This is a genomic window from Actinomycetota bacterium (assembly GCA_019347575.1).
Classification (GTDB): Bacteria; Actinomycetota; Nitriliruptoria; order Nitriliruptorales; family Nitriliruptoraceae; genus JAHWKY01.
The window spans coordinates 107,756-126,160 of the sequence record JAHWKY010000001.1 but is presented as its reverse complement, the minus strand read 5'-3'; the positions used below and the strand labels follow the sequence as shown (position 1 = coordinate 126,160).

20 protein-coding genes are annotated in these 18,405 nt (G+C 68.6%); all 20 read right to left on the bottom strand.

Translation table 11 applies throughout. The annotated features are described in order from the left end of the window. Positions 1-3: 3 nt before the first annotated feature. The 20 genes from KY469_00520 to KY469_00425 all read right to left on the bottom strand — a co-directional run bounded on the left by KY469_00520 (position 4) and on the right by KY469_00425 (position 18,328). Entirely contained in the window at positions 4-489 is a 486-nt protein-coding gene (locus KY469_00520) for a peptidylprolyl isomerase (protein ID MBW3661554.1), read from the bottom strand. Positions 490-548: 59 nt separating this feature from the next. Beyond that, positions 549-1,034, bottom strand: a complete 486-nt coding sequence (locus KY469_00515; GenBank protein ID MBW3661553.1) for a peptidylprolyl isomerase — start codon at positions 1,032-1,034, stop codon at positions 549-551. A 424-nt stretch (positions 1,035-1,458) separates the two neighbouring features. Next, on the bottom strand, positions 1,459-1,707 hold the full coding sequence (locus tag KY469_00510; protein MBW3661552.1) for a DUF1232 domain-containing protein: 249 nt from the start codon (positions 1,705-1,707) through the stop codon (positions 1,459-1,461). A gap of 62 nt (positions 1,708-1,769) precedes the next feature. Continuing rightward, on the bottom strand, positions 1,770-3,596 hold the full coding sequence (locus KY469_00505; protein MBW3661551.1) for an NAD(P)-binding domain-containing protein: 1,827 nt from the start codon (positions 3,594-3,596) through the stop codon (positions 1,770-1,772). Positions 3,597-3,738: 142 nt separating this feature from the next. After that, positions 3,739-4,545, bottom strand: a complete 807-nt coding sequence (locus KY469_00500; protein MBW3661550.1) for a CPBP family intramembrane metalloprotease — start codon at positions 4,543-4,545, stop codon at positions 3,739-3,741. Continuing rightward, a complete protein-coding gene (locus tag KY469_00495) occupies positions 4,538-6,271 on the bottom strand; it encodes a SpoIID/LytB domain-containing protein (GenBank protein MBW3661549.1) in 1,734 nt (577 codons plus the stop codon). Before KY469_00495 ends, KY469_00500 begins: the two co-directional genes overlap by 8 nt. Further along, on the bottom strand, positions 6,264-7,559 hold the full coding sequence (gene murA / locus KY469_00490; GenBank protein ID MBW3661548.1) for a UDP-N-acetylglucosamine 1-carboxyvinyltransferase: 1,296 nt from the start codon (positions 7,557-7,559) through the stop codon (positions 6,264-6,266). Before murA ends, KY469_00495 begins: the two co-directional genes overlap by 8 nt. An 82-nt stretch (positions 7,560-7,641) precedes the next feature. After that, positions 7,642-8,034 (bottom strand): F0F1 ATP synthase subunit epsilon, encoded by a 393-nt coding sequence (locus KY469_00485; protein MBW3661547.1) that lies wholly within the window; start codon positions 8,032-8,034, stop codon positions 7,642-7,644. Beyond that, positions 8,034-9,458, bottom strand: coding sequence for a F0F1 ATP synthase subunit beta (atpD, locus tag KY469_00480; protein MBW3661546.1), 1,425 nt, complete (start codon positions 9,456-9,458; stop codon positions 8,034-8,036). The genes KY469_00485 and atpD overlap by 1 nt, the downstream gene beginning before the upstream one ends. A 92-nt stretch (positions 9,459-9,550) precedes the next feature. After that, entirely contained in the window at positions 9,551-10,438 is an 888-nt protein-coding gene (locus tag KY469_00475; protein ID MBW3661545.1) for a F0F1 ATP synthase subunit gamma, read from the bottom strand. Between the two features lie 17 nt (positions 10,439-10,455). After that, complete coding sequence (gene atpA, locus KY469_00470) at positions 10,456-12,156, bottom strand: F0F1 ATP synthase subunit alpha (GenBank protein MBW3661544.1); 1,701 nt, start codon at positions 12,154-12,156, stop codon at positions 10,456-10,458. 13 nt (positions 12,157-12,169) lie between these two features. Then, positions 12,170-12,703, bottom strand: a complete 534-nt coding sequence (atpH, locus tag KY469_00465) for an ATP synthase F1 subunit delta (protein MBW3661543.1) — start codon at positions 12,701-12,703, stop codon at positions 12,170-12,172. A gap of 23 nt (positions 12,704-12,726) precedes the next feature. Then, positions 12,727-13,284, bottom strand: coding sequence for a F0F1 ATP synthase subunit B (gene atpF / locus KY469_00460; GenBank protein MBW3661542.1), 558 nt, complete (start codon positions 13,282-13,284; stop codon positions 12,727-12,729). A 34-nt stretch (positions 13,285-13,318) separates the two neighbouring features. Next, the gene (gene atpE, locus KY469_00455) at positions 13,319-13,537 is read right to left on the bottom strand and encodes an ATP synthase F0 subunit C (protein MBW3661541.1); all 219 of its coding nucleotides are present in this window, start codon (positions 13,535-13,537) and stop codon (positions 13,319-13,321) included. 73 nt (positions 13,538-13,610) lie between these two features. Further along, positions 13,611-14,438 carry a F0F1 ATP synthase subunit A gene (gene atpB, locus KY469_00450; GenBank protein ID MBW3661540.1) on the bottom strand — a complete coding sequence of 276 codons (828 nt, stop codon included), beginning with the start codon at positions 14,436-14,438 and terminating at the stop codon, positions 13,611-13,613. A gap of 30 nt (positions 14,439-14,468) precedes the next feature. Continuing rightward, entirely contained in the window at positions 14,469-14,861 is a 393-nt protein-coding gene (locus KY469_00445) for a hypothetical protein (GenBank protein MBW3661539.1), read from the bottom strand. A 117-nt stretch (positions 14,862-14,978) separates the two neighbouring features. Then, positions 14,979-15,224 carry an AtpZ/AtpI family protein gene (locus KY469_00440; GenBank protein MBW3661538.1) on the bottom strand — a complete coding sequence of 82 codons (246 nt, stop codon included), beginning with the start codon at positions 15,222-15,224 and terminating at the stop codon, positions 14,979-14,981. Positions 15,225-15,291: 67 nt separating this feature from the next. Further along, entirely contained in the window at positions 15,292-16,425 is a 1,134-nt protein-coding gene (locus KY469_00435; GenBank protein ID MBW3661537.1) for an undecaprenyl/decaprenyl-phosphate alpha-N-acetylglucosaminyl 1-phosphate transferase, read from the bottom strand. Continuing rightward, positions 16,422-17,693 carry a serine hydroxymethyltransferase gene (locus KY469_00430; protein ID MBW3661536.1) on the bottom strand — a complete coding sequence of 424 codons (1,272 nt, stop codon included), beginning with the start codon at positions 17,691-17,693 and terminating at the stop codon, positions 16,422-16,424. The genes KY469_00435 and KY469_00430 overlap by 4 nt, the downstream gene beginning before the upstream one ends. A 41-nt stretch (positions 17,694-17,734) precedes the next feature. Then, positions 17,735-18,328 carry a hypothetical protein gene (locus KY469_00425; protein MBW3661535.1) on the bottom strand — a complete coding sequence of 198 codons (594 nt, stop codon included), beginning with the start codon at positions 18,326-18,328 and terminating at the stop codon, positions 17,735-17,737. Between the last annotated feature and the right edge of the window lie 77 nt (positions 18,329-18,405).

Here is an 18,405-nt window from a genome sequence, read left to right as displayed (position 1 = left end):
CGATCACGACTCGTGGATGGCCACCGATCGGATCACCTTGTCCTCGACCGGCCGATCACGGCCGTCGGTGTCGGTCGTGGCGATGGCATCGACCGCGTCCATCCCCGACGTCACCTCGCCGAACACCGAGTAGTTCGGGGGCAGGCCTCCGTCACGGTGCATGATGAAGAACTGTGACCCGTTGGTGTTCGGGCCCGCGTTGGCCATCGCCACCGTGCCCCGGGAGTAGCCGCGGTCCCGAGCGGCATCGAGCTCGTCGGCGAACCGGTAGCCCGGCCCCCCCGTGCCCGTGCCCGTCGGGTCGCCGCCCTGGATCATGAAGCCTGCGATGACGCGGTGGAAGATGACGCCGTCGTAGAACCCCTCGCGCGCCAGGAACGTGAAGTTGTTGACGGTGGCGGGGCTCTCCGACGCGAACAGGTCGAGCTCGATGTCCCCTTCGGAGGTCGAGATCGTGGCGCGGTAGGACTTCTCGGGATCGATCTGCATCTCGGGCGGGGCGTCGTAGCTAGCCACGTGCGTACCTCTCGTCGGGTGTGCGGGGGAGCTCAGCTCTCGGTGATCGTGACGTCGGTGATCCACACCGGCGCCTCGACCTCGCCGTTCGGGCCGGCGGGCATGGCCGCGATGCGGTCGACGACCTCGATGCCTTCGGTGACCCGACCGAACACGGTGTGGGTCGTCAGGTGCGAAGCGTCGTCGTGGACGATGAAGAACTGCGATCCGTTCGTGTTGGGTCCCGAGTTCGCCATCGCGAGGTTGCCGCGCGCGAACCCGTACTTGGCCACCGTACCTAGCTCGTCCTCGAAGCTGTAGCCCGGCCCGCCCGTGCCCGTGCCCGTCGGGTCACCCCCCTGGATCATGAAGCCCCAGATGGTGCGGTGGAACGGAACCGCGTCGTAGAAGTCGTTCTCGGCCAGGAACACGAGGTTGTTCACCGCGAGCGGAGCGTCGGCGGCGAACAGCTCGAGCGTGATGTCGCCACAGGTCGTCGCGATGGTGGCGTGGTACGTGGCGGACTGGTCGATGCTCATGTCGGGTGGGGCGTCCCAGGTCGGCCTCTCGGCATCGGCACCCTCGGGGCGCGTGGTGTCGCAGGGTTCGAGCGACTCGCGGGCCGGTGGTGGCGGGAGCGCCTCGAGATCGGCCGGCGTTGCGGTTGCCACGGGATCGTCGGCTGGTGCGGTGGCGGCCGGATCATCCGGCGTCTCGGTGGCGAAGGGGTCGTCCGTGGCGACGATCTCGGGATCGGGGACGTCATCACCACCGCCGGCCACCAGCGCCACGACCGTGCCGCCGACGAGCAGGAACACCAGCGTGATAGCCACGGCGCGGGTGCGTCGCCGGCGCGCGCCCATGCGCTCCGCCTCACGCTTCGCGCGGGCTCGTTCGATCTGCCGTCGGTGACTCTTCTTGCTCACGTGCTCCCCGAACCTCGAGCGGACGCGGAAGGGTAGTTCAGTCCTTCATGCCGGACAGGACCATGAGCGCCAGGAACCCGTCATCGGTCCCCGGCCACGCATCGCGCACGACGTCGTAGCCGGCCGTGTGGACGAGGTAGCGGAGAGCCCGCATGACGAGGTAGACGTCGTCGAGGCTGCCCACGACCGGCAGGAAGTCGGGCACGACGTCGATGGGACTGAGGGCGTAGGCCGCGGCGCCCGCAGCCACCGCCTTGCCGTGCCACGGCACACGAGGGTCGCGCATCAGCCGTACGAGCAGGCGGGCGATGTCCGGCAGCAGCCTGGCGAGCTCGCGGAGGTTGTTGGTCACGTGTACACGTAGAAACCGCGGCCGGCCTTCCGCCCGAGGAACCCCGACTCCACCATGTACCGCAGCAACGGGGCGGCGGTGAAGGAGGGCTCCCGGAACTCCTCGTGGAGACGCTCGATGATGGCGAGCGTCACGTCGAGACCGACGATGTCCATGAGCTCGAAGGGCCCCATGGGGTGCGCACAGCCGAGCTTCATCGCGGTGTCGATCTGCTCTGCGGTGGCGTAGTGGCTGCTGAGCATCTTGACCGCGTCGTTGAGGTAGGGGAACAGCAGTGCGTTCACGATGAACCCGGCCCGGTCACCGCAGAGCACGCCGACCTTGCCGACGTGGTCGACGAAGGCGCGGCAGGCCTCGACGACCTCGGGATCAGTGCGAACCGTCGGGACGATCTCGACCAACTTCATCACGGCCGCGGGGTTGAAGAAGTGCAGACCGATCACGCGGTCGGGCTGGTCGGTCGCCATCGCGCACTCGATGACGGGCAGGCTCGAGGTCGTCGACGCCAGCACGGTGTCATCGGAGACGACATCGGTGATCTGAGCGAACAGGTCACGCTTGATATCCAGTTCCTCAGCGACGGCTTCGATGACGATGTCGGCGTCCGCGAGGTCCTCGAAGCTGTCGGTCGCGCGGATGTGGGACAGGGCCTCGACCATGTCCTCCTCGGACAGCCGCCCCTTCTCCACCATGCGCTGCATCGACTTCGCGACCGCAGCTGCGACCCGCTCGGCCTTCTCCTTGGAGCGCCCCCGCACGATGATGTCGTAGCCGGCCTTGGCACAGACCTCGGTGATGCCCTTCGCCATGGTCCCGGTGCCCACGACGCCGACGGTGGTCCACCCCGAGATCGGATCGGCGCTGGGTGTCGGCCGTGCCGACTCGTCGTCGACGACCTTGCCGGACCCGGGCTCGTCGTAGGTGTAGAAGCCGCGCCCCGACTTGCGTCCGCGGAACCCCGCGGCCACGAACTGGCTGATGATCGGACTCGGGGCGAAGCGGGTCTCACCGAACTGACGGTGGATCGCGTTCATGATGCCGAGCATGGTGTCGAGACCGACCAGGTCCGCGAGCGCGATCGGACCCATGGGGTGACCGGTCCCGAAGCGCATGGCTGCGTCCACGTCCTCCTTGGTCGCGTAGCCCGACTCCACCATGCCGATCGCCTGGTTTATGTAGGGGAACAGCAGCTGGTTGGCGATGAACCCCGCGCGATCGCCGACGGCGACGGGGGTCTTGCCGATCGTGTCGGCGAACTGCCGCGCCTTGGCGACGACCTCGTCGTCGGTGACGACCGTGCGGACGAGTTCGATGAGCTCCATGACCGGGGCGGGATTGAAGAAGTGGAAGCCCAGCACCCGGTTGGGACGGCGCGCGTGCACGGCGATGTCGATGACCGGCAGCGAGCTGGTGTTGGTCGCGATGATGGCGTCGTCCGGGGCGTGCGTGTCGATCTGCTCGAACACTTTCTGCTTGAGGGCGAGCTCCTCCGGCACCGCCTCCACGATCAGATCGCGATCGGACAGGGCGGCGTAGTCGGTCGAACCCGTGATGCGCGCGAGGATCCGCTCCTTCTCCGCCTCCTCGAGCTTCCCACGGTTCACGTGGCGGTCGAGCGAGCCGACGATGCGGGCCCTGCCTCGTTCGACCGCGCCGTCGTCGACCTCGACGAACACGACGTCGTGACCGTTGCGGGCGACGATCTCGCAGATCCCTGATCCCATGGTGCCGCACCCGACGACGCCGACCTTCGTGATGCGATCGGGGGGAGCCTCGGGGATCGTCTCGGTCTCGGAGAGCGTGTCGATGTCCGCCACAGGCATCGCCTTCCCTGTCTCGAAGGAGCCACGAGCCTAGAGCGGACGGCGATGCACCAACGAACGCGCCGGGACGGGACCGATCGTGATGTCACGTCGTCCGCTCGGGCCAACGAAGTGATGTCACCAACCCATGTGGTGCTCGGGGTCAGCCGGTGAGGGCTTCGACGGGGACGAAGGTGAGGGCGATGACCGCCCCGTTGAAGGACGCGTGGCCCACGATCGGCACGACGAGCGAGCCGGTGCGGTGGAACGCCCCGGCGAACCACACCCCCAGCACGGTCAGGGCCGCGATCGGCAGGAAGCCGGCGGGGCGGTACTCGCCGGTCGAGCTGACGATGAACTCGAGGTGGATGAACCCGAAAACCAGCGCCGAGATGACCATCCCGGGCCACACGCCGATGCGGTGGCGCAGGGTCTGGAAGAGGATGCCGCGGAACACCAGCTCCTCTAGGACGGGAGCGATGAAAACGGCGACGATGACCCCGAGCACCGTCGCGAGACCCCCCTGGGACGCCTGTTCGAGCGCCTCCTGGGTCGGCACCTCGAGCGGACCCAGCAGCTGCCCCAGCAGTGTCAAGGTGAACACGACGAGCACGACGCCGGTGACCCCGACGCCGGTACCCGTCCAGATGAACCGGCGCTCCGGGCGGACCGGACCGAGGAGCCGCCAGGACCACGCCTCGCGTCGGCGCAACCACAGGTACACGCCACCCAGCGTCATGAGCTGGACGGCGATCGCGGTACCGAGGAAGCCCAGCGTGCTCTCGAAGTCCACGCCCGCCCCGCCGACGACGATGCCCACGATGATCTGGGCGATCAGGACCCACGCCACCATCGCCACCGCGTCGCCTGGGCCCCAGGGGACGGGGAACGCCTCGGGCGGATCCGGCGCGTCGTGGCGCCAGCCGTCCGACCGCGGTGGCCAGGGCGGATCGGTGGGTAGCTCAGTCACGGCGGCGACCCAGGGGCCACACAGCGGCGGCGAACGCCCCGCCCGCAAGGCCGAGCAACCCCGTGAGCACCACGTTCGGGACACCGCCCGACGTTGGGGGCCGGGGCGGGCGGGCATCCAAGAGGGATGCGATGGACGCACTGGCCTGCAGCGTCCGCACTTCGATGTCGATCGGCTCTCCCCCGGTGACGGACTCCTCGTCGGTCGCCGTCAAGACCACCTGGTAGCGGCCCGCGGCGACCGGAAGGCCGTCGGTGTCGTCGAGCGACCAGCTCGCCTCGTGACGACCGGCCTCGACGATCCCGAGGTCACGCTCGAGGACCACCGTGCCCTCGGCATCGACCACCGACAGCCGCAGCTCGGTGGCCTTGTTGACGACCGTCTCCAGCGTCACGACCTCGACCTCGGTGGGTTCGGTTCGGGTCGTCTCGGTGGGCGAGACGACGAGCGGCGCACCGTAACCGGCGGGTGCCTGCAGGCCGATGGAGCGGTCGTCCCGCAGCACGACCTCCCAACTGCCGAGCGCGCGGTCGGTGATGACCGCATCCCCGGCGAGGACCCGGAACGGCCCGTCGGCGCTCACCCGGAACGACTCGCCACTGGACGACTTGGCGTCGAGCCCCACCCGCATGCGGTTCGGCAGGTCCGGCGGCGACGCGGTCACCTCGACGCCCGTGTAGTAGTGGCGGAGGATCTCGCGGTAGTTCGCACCCTGCTCGGCGAGGCCGTTGGCGCCCCACTGGCTCATGCCGACGCCGTGACCCCAACCGCGGCCGGAGATGATGAGCTCGTCCTCGGTGAGCTCGAAGCTGACACGCGACGACGGCAGCGCGGCTGGCAGCTGGCGACCGTCGGGGCGATCGCTGGGGTACTTGTTCGGGAAGGCCTCCGGAGCCTGCTCCGAGACGAACGCCCGGAACGCGGATGCGCTGACCTCCGCCACCTGACCGCTCTGACCCGTGACCCGCACGACGTCGGTCCGTCCGGTCTGCTGAGCCGGCACGAGCTCGATCGCCGCGACCGGGACGGCCGTCGAGAGTGTCTCGCCCTCCGACAACAGCGTGTCGAAGTCGGCACGGTCGAACCGGACCTCCCACTCGTGCAACGGCGACACCTCGTCCGCAGGGTCCTCGACCGCCTTGAGGTAGGGGCGGGGGCCTTCGCTCGGGAAGACGTGCTCGTTGTTCCGCGTCGAACCTCCTGAGGTGGAGAAGTACCGCGCCAGGATCGGCTCTCTCTCGTGCAGGATGACCTCGCCGGTGGTGGCCTCTACCGCCTGCCGCCAGCGATCACCGATGACCGGTGTCTCGACCACCTCGCGCCCCGCGAACACCTGGCACGCCGTCGAGGGGCAGATGTCGTAGCCACGAGCGGCGAACGTGCCGAGGTGCATCTGGTACCAGGCGTAGGTCCGGGCCGCCACCGCCTGCGCCTTCAACGCCTCGACGGGCCAGCGTGCCGGCATCTCGGCGATGCCCATGACGTACTCGTCGATGGTGACGTCGTTGATGAGCACCAGCTCTCCGTCCGGTGCGAGTCGGGCGACGAGCGTGTCGACGTACCGTCCGACGTCCTCGACCTCGAAGGTCACGCCCGCAGCCGCCTCGAATCTCAGCGGCACGCCGTACGCCCCGAGTGCCTCCTGCGCCGACGCCGTGCCTGGCAGCATCCCGGTGGCCGCGACCAGCGCGACGAGCAGGATCAGGCCGCGGCGCCGATCACGCACCGTCAGCCGAGCGTCGTTCGATGTCGGCACCCAGAGCACGGAGCTTGTCGACGAAGGCGGTGTAGCCGCGGTCGATGTGGAACACGTCGACGACCGTGGTCTCCCCGTCGGCGACGAGCCCCGCCATGACCGAGGCCGCTCCGGCACGCACGTCGAGCGCACGCACGGTGGTGCCCCGGAGCGGTCTGGGTCCCCGGATGATGGCGTGGTGGCCGTCGATCTCGACATCGGCTCCGAACTTGCGCAGCTCGTCGACGAAGGCGAAGCGTGACTCGAAGACGTTCTCGGTGCACATGCTGGTGCCGTGTGCCTGCGAGAGCAGCACCATCATCATCGCCTGCAGATCGGTGGGGAACCCCGGGTACGGCAGGGTCACGAAATCGGTGGGCCGGACGTCGTCGGCCTTGACGGTCAGCGTGCCATCGCCCCGCTCGAGGTGGATGCCCGCCGCCTCGAGCTTCATCAGCGGCAGGTGGAGGTCGTCGGCGGCGACGCGGTGGAGCGTCACGACGCCGCCGGTCACCGCCGCCATCATCGCGAAGGTCCCGGTCTCGATCCGGTCCGGGCACGTGGCGTGCGTGACGGGGCTGAGCTGCTCGACGCCCTCGATGGTCAGCGTCGCCGTCCCGATGTCCGCGATCCGGGCACCCATGGCGACGAGCATGTGGCACAGGTCCTGGATCTCGGGCTCCCGTGCGACGTTGTCGAGGTGGGTGGTCCCATCGGCGAGCACAGCGGCCATGACGAGGTTCTCGGTCGCACCGACGCTGGGGAAGTCGAGGGTGAAGTCGGCTCCCCGGAGCTGCGAGGCGCGCACGTCGATATGATCGGGCGCCTCGTCGATCGTCGCGCCCATCTCGGCGAGCCCGCGCAGGTGGATGTCGATGCTCCGCGCCCCGATGCGGTCACCGCCGGGCATGGCGATGCGCGCGCGGCCGGCGCGGGCGACCAGCGGTCCGAGGCACGAGATCGATGCGCGGATGCTCGTGACCGCCTCGCTGGGCGGCTCGTGGTGCACCTCGGCAGGGACGTCGATGACGATCCGACCCTCGGCGGTGGTATCCACGTTGGCACCTACGCCCCGGATGACCTCGCACATGACCGGGATGTCGGCGATGCCGGGGACGTTCGTGATGATCGTCCGACCCTCGGCGAGGAGCGCGGCGGCGAGCAGCTTGAGCGCCGAGTTCTTCGCGCCTTGGACGGTCACGTCGCCACGCAGGCTCGCACCACCACGCACGACGAACACATCGTCGTGCTCGAGACCGGGGTGGACAGGTGCTGACATCCGCGCGAGTGTACGACCGCGGTCACGTGCGGCCATCACACCTGAGCGGCTGACGGCTCCGACCGGTCGGTCACGGGTCACCTCACTCGCGAGCGACCGAGACCCTGGTCTCCGCACGCCGGAGCTCGTCGCGCGACTCCCGATCGTCCTCCCGTCCCAGGCGCTGCTCCAGCTCGCGCACGCGCGCCTCCTCGGCCGTCAGGTCCACATCCGTGGACAGATCGGCCATGTCCGCGAGCACGATGAGGCCCGTGTCGGGACGGAAGTAGAGGAACCCCCGATGGACGGCGACGCGGGTCACGGTGCCGTCCTCCTGCTTGATCTTCACCGGCGCGATGTCGAGCGCGAGCAGCGCCGGCTGGTGCCCCGGAAGGATCCCGATCTCGCCGTCGAGCGAGCGCGCGTAGACCTCGGACGCCTCACCCGACCACAGGGAACGTTCCGCGGAGACCACCTCGACGTGGAACGTCGCCATCAGGAGGCCAGTTCCTTGGCCTTGCGGCGGACGTCGTCCACGCCGGCCGTGTAAGTGAAGGCCTGCTCCGGCAGGTCGTCGAGCTCACCCTCCACGAGCGCCTTGAAGGACGCGATGGTCTCGTCCACCGGCACGTAGACGCCGGGCTGGCCGGTGAACTGCTCCGCCACGTTGAAGTTCTGGCTGAAGAAGTTCCTCGCCTTCCGCGCCCGGGCGACGATGACCTTGTCCTCCTCGGACAGCTCGTCGATACCCAGGATGGCGATGATGTCCTGCAGGTCCTTGTAGCGCTGCAGGATCTCCTGCACGCTGGTGGCCACGTCGTAGTGCTCCTGGCCTACGACCTGCGGGTCCAGGATCCGCGAGGTCGAGTCGAGCGGGTCGACCGCCGGGTAGATACCCAGGGCGGCGATCTCGCGGGACAGCACCGTCTGCGCGTCGAGGTGCGCGAAGGTCGTGTGCGGGGCGGGGTCGGTGATGTCGTCGGCCGGCACGTAAACCGCCTGCAGCGACGTGATGGAGCGGCCCTTCGTCGACGTGATGCGTTCCTGGAGCTGCCCCATCTCGTTGGCCAGCGTCGGCTGGTAACCGACGGCCGAGGGCATGCGGCCGAGCAGCGTCGAGACCTCGGAGCCGGCCTGCACGAAGCGGAAGATGTTGTCGATGAACAGCAGGACGTCCTGGTGCATCTCGTCGCGGAAGTACTCGGCCATCGTCAACGCCGATAGCGCCACCCGCAGCCGGACGCCGGGCGGCTCGTCCATCTGACCGAACACCAGCGCGGTCTTGTCGAGCACGCCCGCCTCGCGCATCTCGAGGAACAGGTCGTTGCCCTCACGCGTGCGCTCCCCGACGCCCGCGAACACCGACACGCCGCCGTGCTCCTCGGCGACGCGGGAGATCATCTCCTGGATGACGACGGTCTTGCCGACACCGGCGCCACCGAACATCCCGATCTTGCCGCCCTCGACGTAGGGCTCGATCAAGTCGATGACCTTGATGCCGGTCTCGAACATCTTCGCCTGCGGTTCGAGCTCGTGGAACGGCGGTGAAGGGCGGTGGATCGGCCAGCGGTCCTCGGCCTGGAAGTCGGCGCGCTCATCCTCGGGCAGGTCGAGGGGTTCGCCGAGCACGTTGTAGATGTGGCCGAGCGTCGAGGGGCCGACCGGCACCGTGATCGGGCCGCCGGTGTCCACGACCTCGGCCCCCCGCACGACGCCGTCGGTCGGCTGCATGCAGATGGCCCGGACCCGGCGATCACCGATGTGCTGGGCGACCTCGGCGGTCAGCGTGACCTGCTCTCCCTCCACGTCGCGCTCGAAGGTCAGCGCGTTGTAGATATCGGGCAGGTCTCCGGGGGGGAACTCGACGTCCACGACCGGGCCGATGACGCGGACGATCCGTCCGGTGTCGCTCTGGGCCATCACGGTGCTCCTTCTCCTCTGTGCTACCGCTTCGCTGCTTGAGCACTTCTGTCTGTGCTACCGCTTCGCTGCTTGAGCACTTCTCTCTGTGACTACGAGCGTTGGCCGAGGGCCTCGGCGCCGCCGACGATCTCGGCGATCTCGGTGGTGATCTGGTCCTGACGTGCCTGGTTCATCACGCGCGACAGCGACTCGATGACGTCGTCGGCGTTCTCGGTCGCCGAGTGCATGGCGCGCTGTCGTGATGCGTGCTCGGACGCGGACGACTCGAGCAGACCGTTGAACACGATCGCCTCGACGTACCGCGGCACGAGGAACTCGAGGATGCTGTCGGGGCCGGGCTCGAACATGAACTCCGGCGGGATCTCGGTCCCACCTTCGAACTCCTCGGGGCGCACCGGCAACAGCTCCAAGTGGGTCGGTTCCTGCAGGAACGCGGTTTTGAAGTCGGTGTACGCGTAGTAGACGCGATCGAGCTTCTCCGACGCGTACCCGTGCATGAGCTCCTCGGCGATCGGTTGGGCGTCCGCGTAGCCCGGCTGATCGGTGATGCCGGTCCAGGTGCGTTCCGGCCGGTATCCGCGGAACTGGAAGTAGGTGATGCCCTTGCGGCCGATCAGGTAGAGCTTGACGTTGCGGCCGCGTTCCTCCTCGCGCCGCATGATGTTCTCGGCACGGCGCAGGATGTTGGTGTTGTAGGCGCCCGCAAGGCCGCGGTCGGAGGTCACGACCACCAGGCCGACGTTGCGTACCTCCTCGTGCTCGCGGACCATCGGGTGGTCCTTGACCTCGTTGCTAACCGCGAGCCCCTTGATGACGTCGTGCACCATCTCGGCGTAGGGAGCGGCCGCTCTCACCCGCTGCTGCGCTTTGACGATCCGCGACGCGGCGATCAGCTCCATGGCACGCGTGATCTTCTGCGTGTTCTTCACAGAACGGATGCGTCGCCGCAGGATGCGGATCTGCGCGCTTCCGGGCACGGTTCAGCCTCCTCGGGTCAGGCCGGCGGCTGCGCGTCGGTGTCGGACACGGGGCCGGCATCGTCACCACTGGTGTCGCCCTCTTCTTCGTCATCGCGCGCGTCCGCGTCGACGTCCTCGCGGGCGGCCATCGCCTCCCACCCCACGTTCGTCTCCTCCTGCGGGGCGCTGACCTCCTCCGATGGTTCGAAGGTGGACTTGAAGTCGTCGACCGCGGATTCGAGCTCGGCCTCGAGCTCGTCGGTCAGCTTCTCGGTGCGGAGCCGCTCGAGCAGCGCCCCGTGGCGTGACCGCGTGTACTCGCGCAGCTCGCTCTCGAAGCGCTTGACGTCGGCGACGGGCACGTCATCGAGCTTGCCGTTGGTCACCGACCAGATGATGACGACCTGGTCCTGGACCGGCAGCGGGTCGTACTGCGGCTGCTTGAGCACCTCCACGACACGCAGACCGCGAGCGATCTGGCGTTGGCTCGCCTGGTCGAGGTCGGAGCCGAACTGTGCGAACGCCTCGAGTTCGCGGTACTGCGCCAGCTCCAGACGCACGGTCCCCGCGACCGCCTTCATCGCGGGGCGCTGGGCCGCGCCACCCACGCGGGAGACCGAGATCCCGGCGTTCATGGCGGGCCGGACACCCTGGTAGAACAGGTCGGTCTCAAGGAAGATCTGTCCGTCGGTGATCGAGATGACGTTGGTCGGGATGTAGGCCGAGACGTCGTTGGCCTTGGTCTCGACGAGCGGCAACGCGGTCATCGACCCGCCGCCGAGCTCGTCCGACAGCTTCGCGGCGCGCTCGAGCAGACGGCTGTGGAGGTAGAACACGTCGCCGGGGTACGCCTCCCGTCCGGGAGGACGCCGCAGCAACAGCGACAGCTGGCGGTAGGCGTCGGCCTGCTTGGACAGGTCGTCGTAGATGATCAGCGCGTGCTCACCCCGGTACATCCAGTTGGCGCCGATGGCCGCACCCGAGTACGGGGCGACGAACTGGAACGCCGCAGGCGACGATGCCGGGGCGTTGACCACGGTCGTGTACTCCATCGCCCCGTTGCGCTCGAGCGTCTCGACGACCTGCGCGACGGTGGAACCCTTCTGGCCCACGGCGACGTAGATGCACTTGACCGCCTCGGGGGAACCCCACAGCTGTCTCTGGTTGATGATCGTGTCGACGGCGATCGCGGTCTTGCCCGTCTGGCGGTCGCCGATGATCAGCTCGCGCTGCCCGCGACCGATCGGCGTCATGACGTCGATGACCTTGATCCCCGTCTGCAGCGGCTCCTTCACCGGCTGACGATCGACGACGCCGGGGGCCTGCACCTCCAGTGGACGCTGGCCGTCGATGCGGGAGTTGTCCAGGGGACCCTTGCCATCGACAGGCCGACCGAGCGGATCGACCACACGGCCCAGCATCGCGTCGCCGACGGGGACCGAAAGCACCCGTTCGGTGCGCTTGACGAGCTGGCCCTCCTGGACGGTCTCGGGATCCGCCATGATGACGGCACCGATCTCGTCCTCGTCGAGGTTCATCGCGATGCCGAACACGCCCTTGCCGAAGTCGAGCAGCTCGTTGGCCATCGTCCCGGGCAGCCCCGCGACGGTGGCGATGCCGTCGCCGGTGTCGAGCACACGTCCCACCTGCTCCTGTGCGACCTCGGGTGTGTAGCCCTCGAGCATCGACTTCAGGGCCGAGGAGACGTCCTCGGGGCGGATCGTCAGGTCTGCCATCGTTGGTTCCTCGTTAGCTGCCCAGTCGGGCACGGATGTCGGAGAGACGCTTCGCCACGGAGCCGTCGATCACCGTGTCACCGACGCGAGCGCGGACGCCGCCGATCACATCCGGATCCACGAACACCTTGAGTTCGAGCTTCTTGCCCGTGGCCTGCTCCAGCGCCTTGCGTAGTGCGTCCTGTTGCTTCTGGGTCAACGGCACGGCCACGTGGACCTCGGCGAGCTCCTGCTCGCGTGCTGCGGCGGCTTGCTGGGCCACCGCCCTGGCGATCTCGCCGAGGTGACCGACGCGCCCCGCCCCGATGAGCAGCGACAGGGCACTGCGCGTGGCGGGGTGGGCCGCCTTCAGCAGGTCGGACTCCACGAGCTCCAGCCGACGCCCGACCGGCAGGTGGATGTCGGTCAGCTTCTCGCGCAGCTCACGGTTGTCGTCGAGCGCGCGGGCGAGCTCGAGCAGCTCGTCCTCGACGGTGTCCAGGGCCTTCTCGGCCTCGGCCACCGCGACGACTGCCGCCGCGTACGCCCGGTTGCGCTGGTCTGCCATCTATCGGTCCCTGTTCCGGTCGGTCAGTTCTTGCCCGAGATGTTCTGGATGTAGGAGTCCACCAGCTGCTGGTGGCTCTTCTTGTCCAGCTCCTTCTCGACGATGCGGCCAGCTAGATCCACCGACATGCTCGCCACCTCGGCGCGCAGCTCCTGCAGCGCCCGGTCACGCTCGGCCGAGATCTCCGACTGCGCCCGCTGGACGATGGCCTGAGCCTCGGACTCGGCCTTCGCGACGATGTCGCGCCGGAGCGACTCCGCCGTCGACTTCGCCTCCTCGATGATGCGGTTGGACTGAGACTTGGCGTCCTGCAGCTGGGCCTCGTACCGCGACTTGATGTCGTCGGCCTCACGCAGCCGTGACTCCGACTCCTCGAGTTGTCCCTGGATCGCCGACCGCCGCTCCTCGAGAACATCGTTGAGCTTGGGGAACGCGACCTGCGACAGGAGCCAGAACAGGATCCCGAACGCGATGGCGCCCCAGACCAGCTCGGCGGGCGCGGGCAGGATGACGTCGAGACCGCTGCGCTCCTCAGCGCCACCCTCGACGGCGAGGAAGAGCGTCGTCGCGAACGCGTTCATGGTGTCTCCTTCTGCCTACAGGGGCCTGTCTCGATCAGCCGACGATGAAGACCAGAACGAAGCCGAACAGCGCGAGCGCCTCGACGAACGCGATGCCTAGGAACATGGTCGTGCGGACCATCCCAGCAGCCTCCGGCTGTCGCGCCATCGATTCGATGGCCTTCCCGACGAGGAACCCGATACCGATGCCGGGACCGATGGCGCCGAGGCCGTACACCAGGCCTTGACCGATCGCGATGATGTCGCCTTCCATCTTTTCTCTCCTTCTGAGGCGCCTTGTAGGGGCGCGGTTGCTCGATCCCGCCGGTCGCGACGGGGTTCGGGGTTCAGTGCTCGGGGTGCAACGCGCCCCCGATGTACACGGCCGTCAGGATCGTGAAGATGTACGCCTGCAGGACTCCCACGAGCAGCTCGAACGCCACGAGCAGCGGGCCCATGGCGAAGGCGACGATGCCGATCGGCGCCCCCTTCAGGTTGAACGACAGTTCGTTGACGTCGAACAGGAACGCGTTGGTGGCGATGAAGATCACCGCCAGGATGATGTGCCCCGCCATCATGTTGGCGAAGAGACGAACGGCCAGCGTGAGCGGCCGCACGATGAACACCGAGACGATCTCGATCGGGACGTACAGCGGTAGCACCCACCACGGCACACCGCTGGGGATGGCCACGTTCTTGAAGTAGCGCAGTCCCTGCTCCCTGATCCCCACCAGGATGAAGATGGTCCACGACACGAAGGCGAAGAACGCTGGCAGCGCCATCCGTGACGTCGTGGGGAAATTCACCCCGGGCAGGATCTCGTACAGGTTCTGGAACCAGATGAAGAGGAACAACGCGGTGAGGAACGGGACGAACCGCAACCCCGCCGGCCCCACGACCTCCATGACGATGTTCTCGCGGATGAACTGGACGATGGATTCCATGACCAGCTGGAACTTCGTGGGGACCAACCGGGGCTTGCGGAAGGCCACGACCATCAGCGTGCTGATGATCGCCACCGAGATGAAGATCAGCATGGCGGTGCGGTTGAACTCCAGCGGCACCGGGCCGATGCGCCAGCCCTCGGACCACCAGAACGCCGGCCACTCGAACAGCTCCTCGAGTTCCGGAACGTGGAAGCCGCCGCCCTCGGCAGCCAGCACGAGCGAGTTCACGCGCGTCCCTTCTCGTTCATCTGGTTTGTCCTACCGCTTCGCTGCTTGAGGATCGACGAGCCACCAGAAACTGGATCGCCGGCTCACGAGGCGGACCTCGGCGACCAACACGACCACGGTGGCCACGACCGTGGTGATGGCGAGTACGGGCCCGTCGATCGCCTCGATCGGTCGCAGCAGGACCAGGGCGATGGCGAGGACGACGAGCTTGAGGAAGAACCCCCCGAGAGCGACGGCCTGCAGCACAGAGAGGCTGATCCGGCCGGCCCAGGCCAGGGCTCGCCCAGTGAGGTAGAAGTTGCCGACGACGAAGACGACCGCGGCCAAGGCCGTGAGCGCTCCTGCTGCGCCCCGCACAGGGAAGACGGTGAGCACGGCGAGCACGGCGAGCGCCAGACCAACGGGCAGGGCAGCCCGTGCCATGGTGACCTCGTCGTTGTGCACGTGGGACCCCGTTGTCCGTGGTCGGTGGCGCTGCTACCGCGCGCGGTGGCGGGCTGGAGCTGCGGCCGAGGCCGCGATCGTCGGTCTGCGTGTGCTCTACAGTCGTTCGCGTTCCGCGTCGGCGGCCCGACCCTGCTCCGCTGCTCGGAGGAACAGCAGGTACGTCCCGAGGCCGAAGCCGAGCGTGAAACCGGCGACCATGGCCCAGGGGGCGACACCCAGCCACCGGTCGATCAGCCAGCCGATGCCGCCCCACACGAAGGTCGCGGTGAGCAACTCGACGGTCATGATCCAGCCGGCGTCGAGGTCACGCCAGACCTGCTGCCTCGAGCCCTGATCCATGGCGGGCGGGAGGCTAGCAGTGCCCGATGGGGCCTACCAAAGCCGCGCAGCCGAGCGCGCGCTGCGCTCACCCCGAACGACGGCGCACCACCGGATCCGCATCCGGCACGGTCTCGTCCCGTGCCCTCCGCACCCCCGCCGCGGTGACGAGCGCCCCGACCGCGACGGCTCCGGCCGTCACCCAGCCGACGACCGGCGTGGGAAGCAGCGAGAACCCAACCGCCGCGAACGCCATGACCGCCGACCAGTAGTACAGGACCAGGACGGCCCTGCGGTGGCTGTGCCCGAACGCGATGAGCACGTGGTGCAGGTGGCCGCGGTCGGCCTGCATCAGCGGGCGCCGGGACAACGCGCGGCGCAGGACCGCGAAGAGGGTGTCGAGGAAGGGCACCGCGAGGACGAGGACCGGGATCAACAGGGGGATCGACCCGGCGAAGTCGGTGTAGCTCGGGGCGGTGGTCCGACCCACGTAGGAAACGCCGGCTGACGCCAGCAGCAGCCCGAGGATCATCGAGCCCGTGTCGCCCATGAAGATCCGGGCTGGATGGAAGTTGAACACGAGGAACCCGAGGCAGATGCCGGTCAGGGCCGCGGCAACGACCGGCGCTGAGGTCGGGACCGACTCGGTGATGCCGGTGCCGCCGGATGCGTGAGCGAACGCGAAGAACGCTGCCGCCGCGATCGCCACCACGCCGGCCGCGAGGCCATCGAGGCCGTCGATGAGGTTGACCGCGTTGACCATGGCCACGATCAGCAGGACGGTCAGGGGGAAGCCGAGGTCGGGCGATAGGGCCACGACGTCGAGTCCCGGCACCCAGACGTAGACGATCTGGACACCGAAGAGGATCGGCGGCACCGCCGCGATGATCTGGCCAGCGAGCTTGACCGGTGCCGAGAGTCCACGCAGGTCGTCGATGATGCCGAGGGCGGCGATCAGCAGGACGCCGATGAGCAGCCCCATCGGCTCCGACGTCGTTCCGAACACGTCCCGCAGCCCGTCGAGCTGCGAGCCGACCCCGAGAGCGGCTGCGAAGCCGGCCAGCATGGCCAGGCCGCCCAGGAGCGGGGTGGGTCGGTCGTGGACCTTCCGGGCCGTCGGTCGGTCGACCGCATCCACCCTCCAGGCGACGCGGGAGGCGAGAGGTGTCGCCACCATGGTCACGCCGACCGCGACTGCGAACACGACCAGGAACGGTGTCACCCGGTCGTCTCGCCCAACCGGAGACCGGGTGCCGGGAAGCTGCGCGTGAGTTCGAGGACCTCGCCCCGCACCCGCGTGACGGTGTCCTCGTCCTCACGCTTGGCGGCCTCGACGACCTCGTCGATCCACCCCGCGAGCGTCCGCATCTCGTCGGTGCCCATCCCCCGACTCGTCACGGCGGGCGTCCCGAGCCGGATGCCGGAGGGATCGAAGGGCTTGCGCGGGTCGAAGGGGACGGTGTTGTAGTTGCACACGATCCCGGCCCGGTCGAGGGCCTGCGCCGCCGGCTTGCCACCGATGCCCTTGTCGGTCAGATCGGCGAGGATCAGGTGGTTGTCGCTGCCTCCCGAGACGAGCACGAACCCGCCCTCGAGCAGGCCATCCGCCAGGGCCTTCGAGTTCGCGACGATCGCGTGCGCGTAGTCGCGGAACTCCGCCGTGGCCGCCTCCTTCAGCGCGACCGCGATCGCCGCGGTGGTGTGGTTGTGGGGGCCTCCCTGCAGACCGGGGAAGACCGCGCGATCGAGCGGCTTGGCGTGCTCCTCGTCCGACAGCAACATCGCCCCGCGCGGGCCACGCAGCGTCTTGTGGGTCGTCGTCGAGATGACGGGCGCGTGCCCGACCGGGCTCGGGTGCGCGCCGCCGGCGATGAGCCCCGCGATGTGGGCGATGTCGGCGACGAGGAGGGCATCGACCTCGGCGGCGATCTCGGCGAAGGCAGCGAAGTCGATGGTCCGGGGGATGGCCGTGCCGCCGCAGAAGATGACCTTGGGGCGTTCGCGCTTGGCGACGTCGCGGACCTCGTCGAAGTCGATGCGGCCGCTCTCGCGGGAGACGCCGTAGCTGACCGCGTTGAACCACCGACCCGTGATCGACACGCTCCACCCGTGCGTGAGGTGGCCGCCGTGTGGCAGCGACATGCCCATCACGGTGTCCCCGGGCTCGAGGAACGCGAGGTAGACGGCGAGGTTCGCCGGTGACCCCGAGTAGGGCTGCACGTTCGCGTGCGCGACCCCGAACAGCGACCTCGCGCGCTCGATGGCGAGCGATTCGACCTGGTCGATGACGGCCTGGCCCTCGTAGTAGCGCTTGCCGGGGTAGCCCTCGGAGTACTTGTTCGTGAGCACGGAGCCGGTGGCTTCGAGCACCGCCTGCGACACGTAGTTCTCGGAGGGGATGAGCCGGAGCGACTCGTCCTCACGGCGGTTCTCCGCCTCGATGAGCGCCGCGATGTCCGGGTCGAAGTCACGCAGAGTCACATCGGACACGAGAGCGAGGCTCCTCACGAGGTCGGCGTCGCCAGCCTACTTCAGCCCTGGCCGAGTCCGGAGTGACCGAACACCGCGGCGGCGATCGTGGCGACGGTGCGCTCGATCTCGAGGGCGGCTGTGCGGTAGCCATCGCGCGGTCCACCGTAGGGATCGGCGACATCGTCGTGACGGGTCCGCGTCCGTCGGTCGCGCGCGTCATGAGCGTGGCTGACGTACCAGCGCACGCGGTCGCGGGGCGCGAGGTCCCCGGGCGGATCGGGAGCACGCTGGGTGAGCCGGGCGAACTCCTTCAGGGTGAAGATCCGTCCGGCCGCCTCCGGCGCCAACGAGATCAGCCGGTCGCGGTGGGATGCCGTCGCGGTCAGCAGCAGGTCGGCAGAGCGGACGTCGACCTCCCCGATCCTCGCTCCGCGGTGGTGGCTCAGATCGAGTCCCCTGGCCGCTGCCTCGGCGAGCATCGCCTCGACCGCCGGTTCCCCCTCGAGGCCGTGCACGCCGGCGCTCCGGACGGTCACGGGTGCATCGTCGCCCAGCCGTCGCCGCACCTCGTTCTCGAGCAGCACCATCGCGAAGGGGCTCCGCGCGATGTTGCCGGTGCAGATGACGACGATCTGGACCGCGTCGTCGGTCACGCCTCCCCCCTGGAGGGGGGAGGGGCCGGCGTTGCCGGCCTGGGGGGTGAGGCCTGATCGGTCACGCCTCCCCCCTG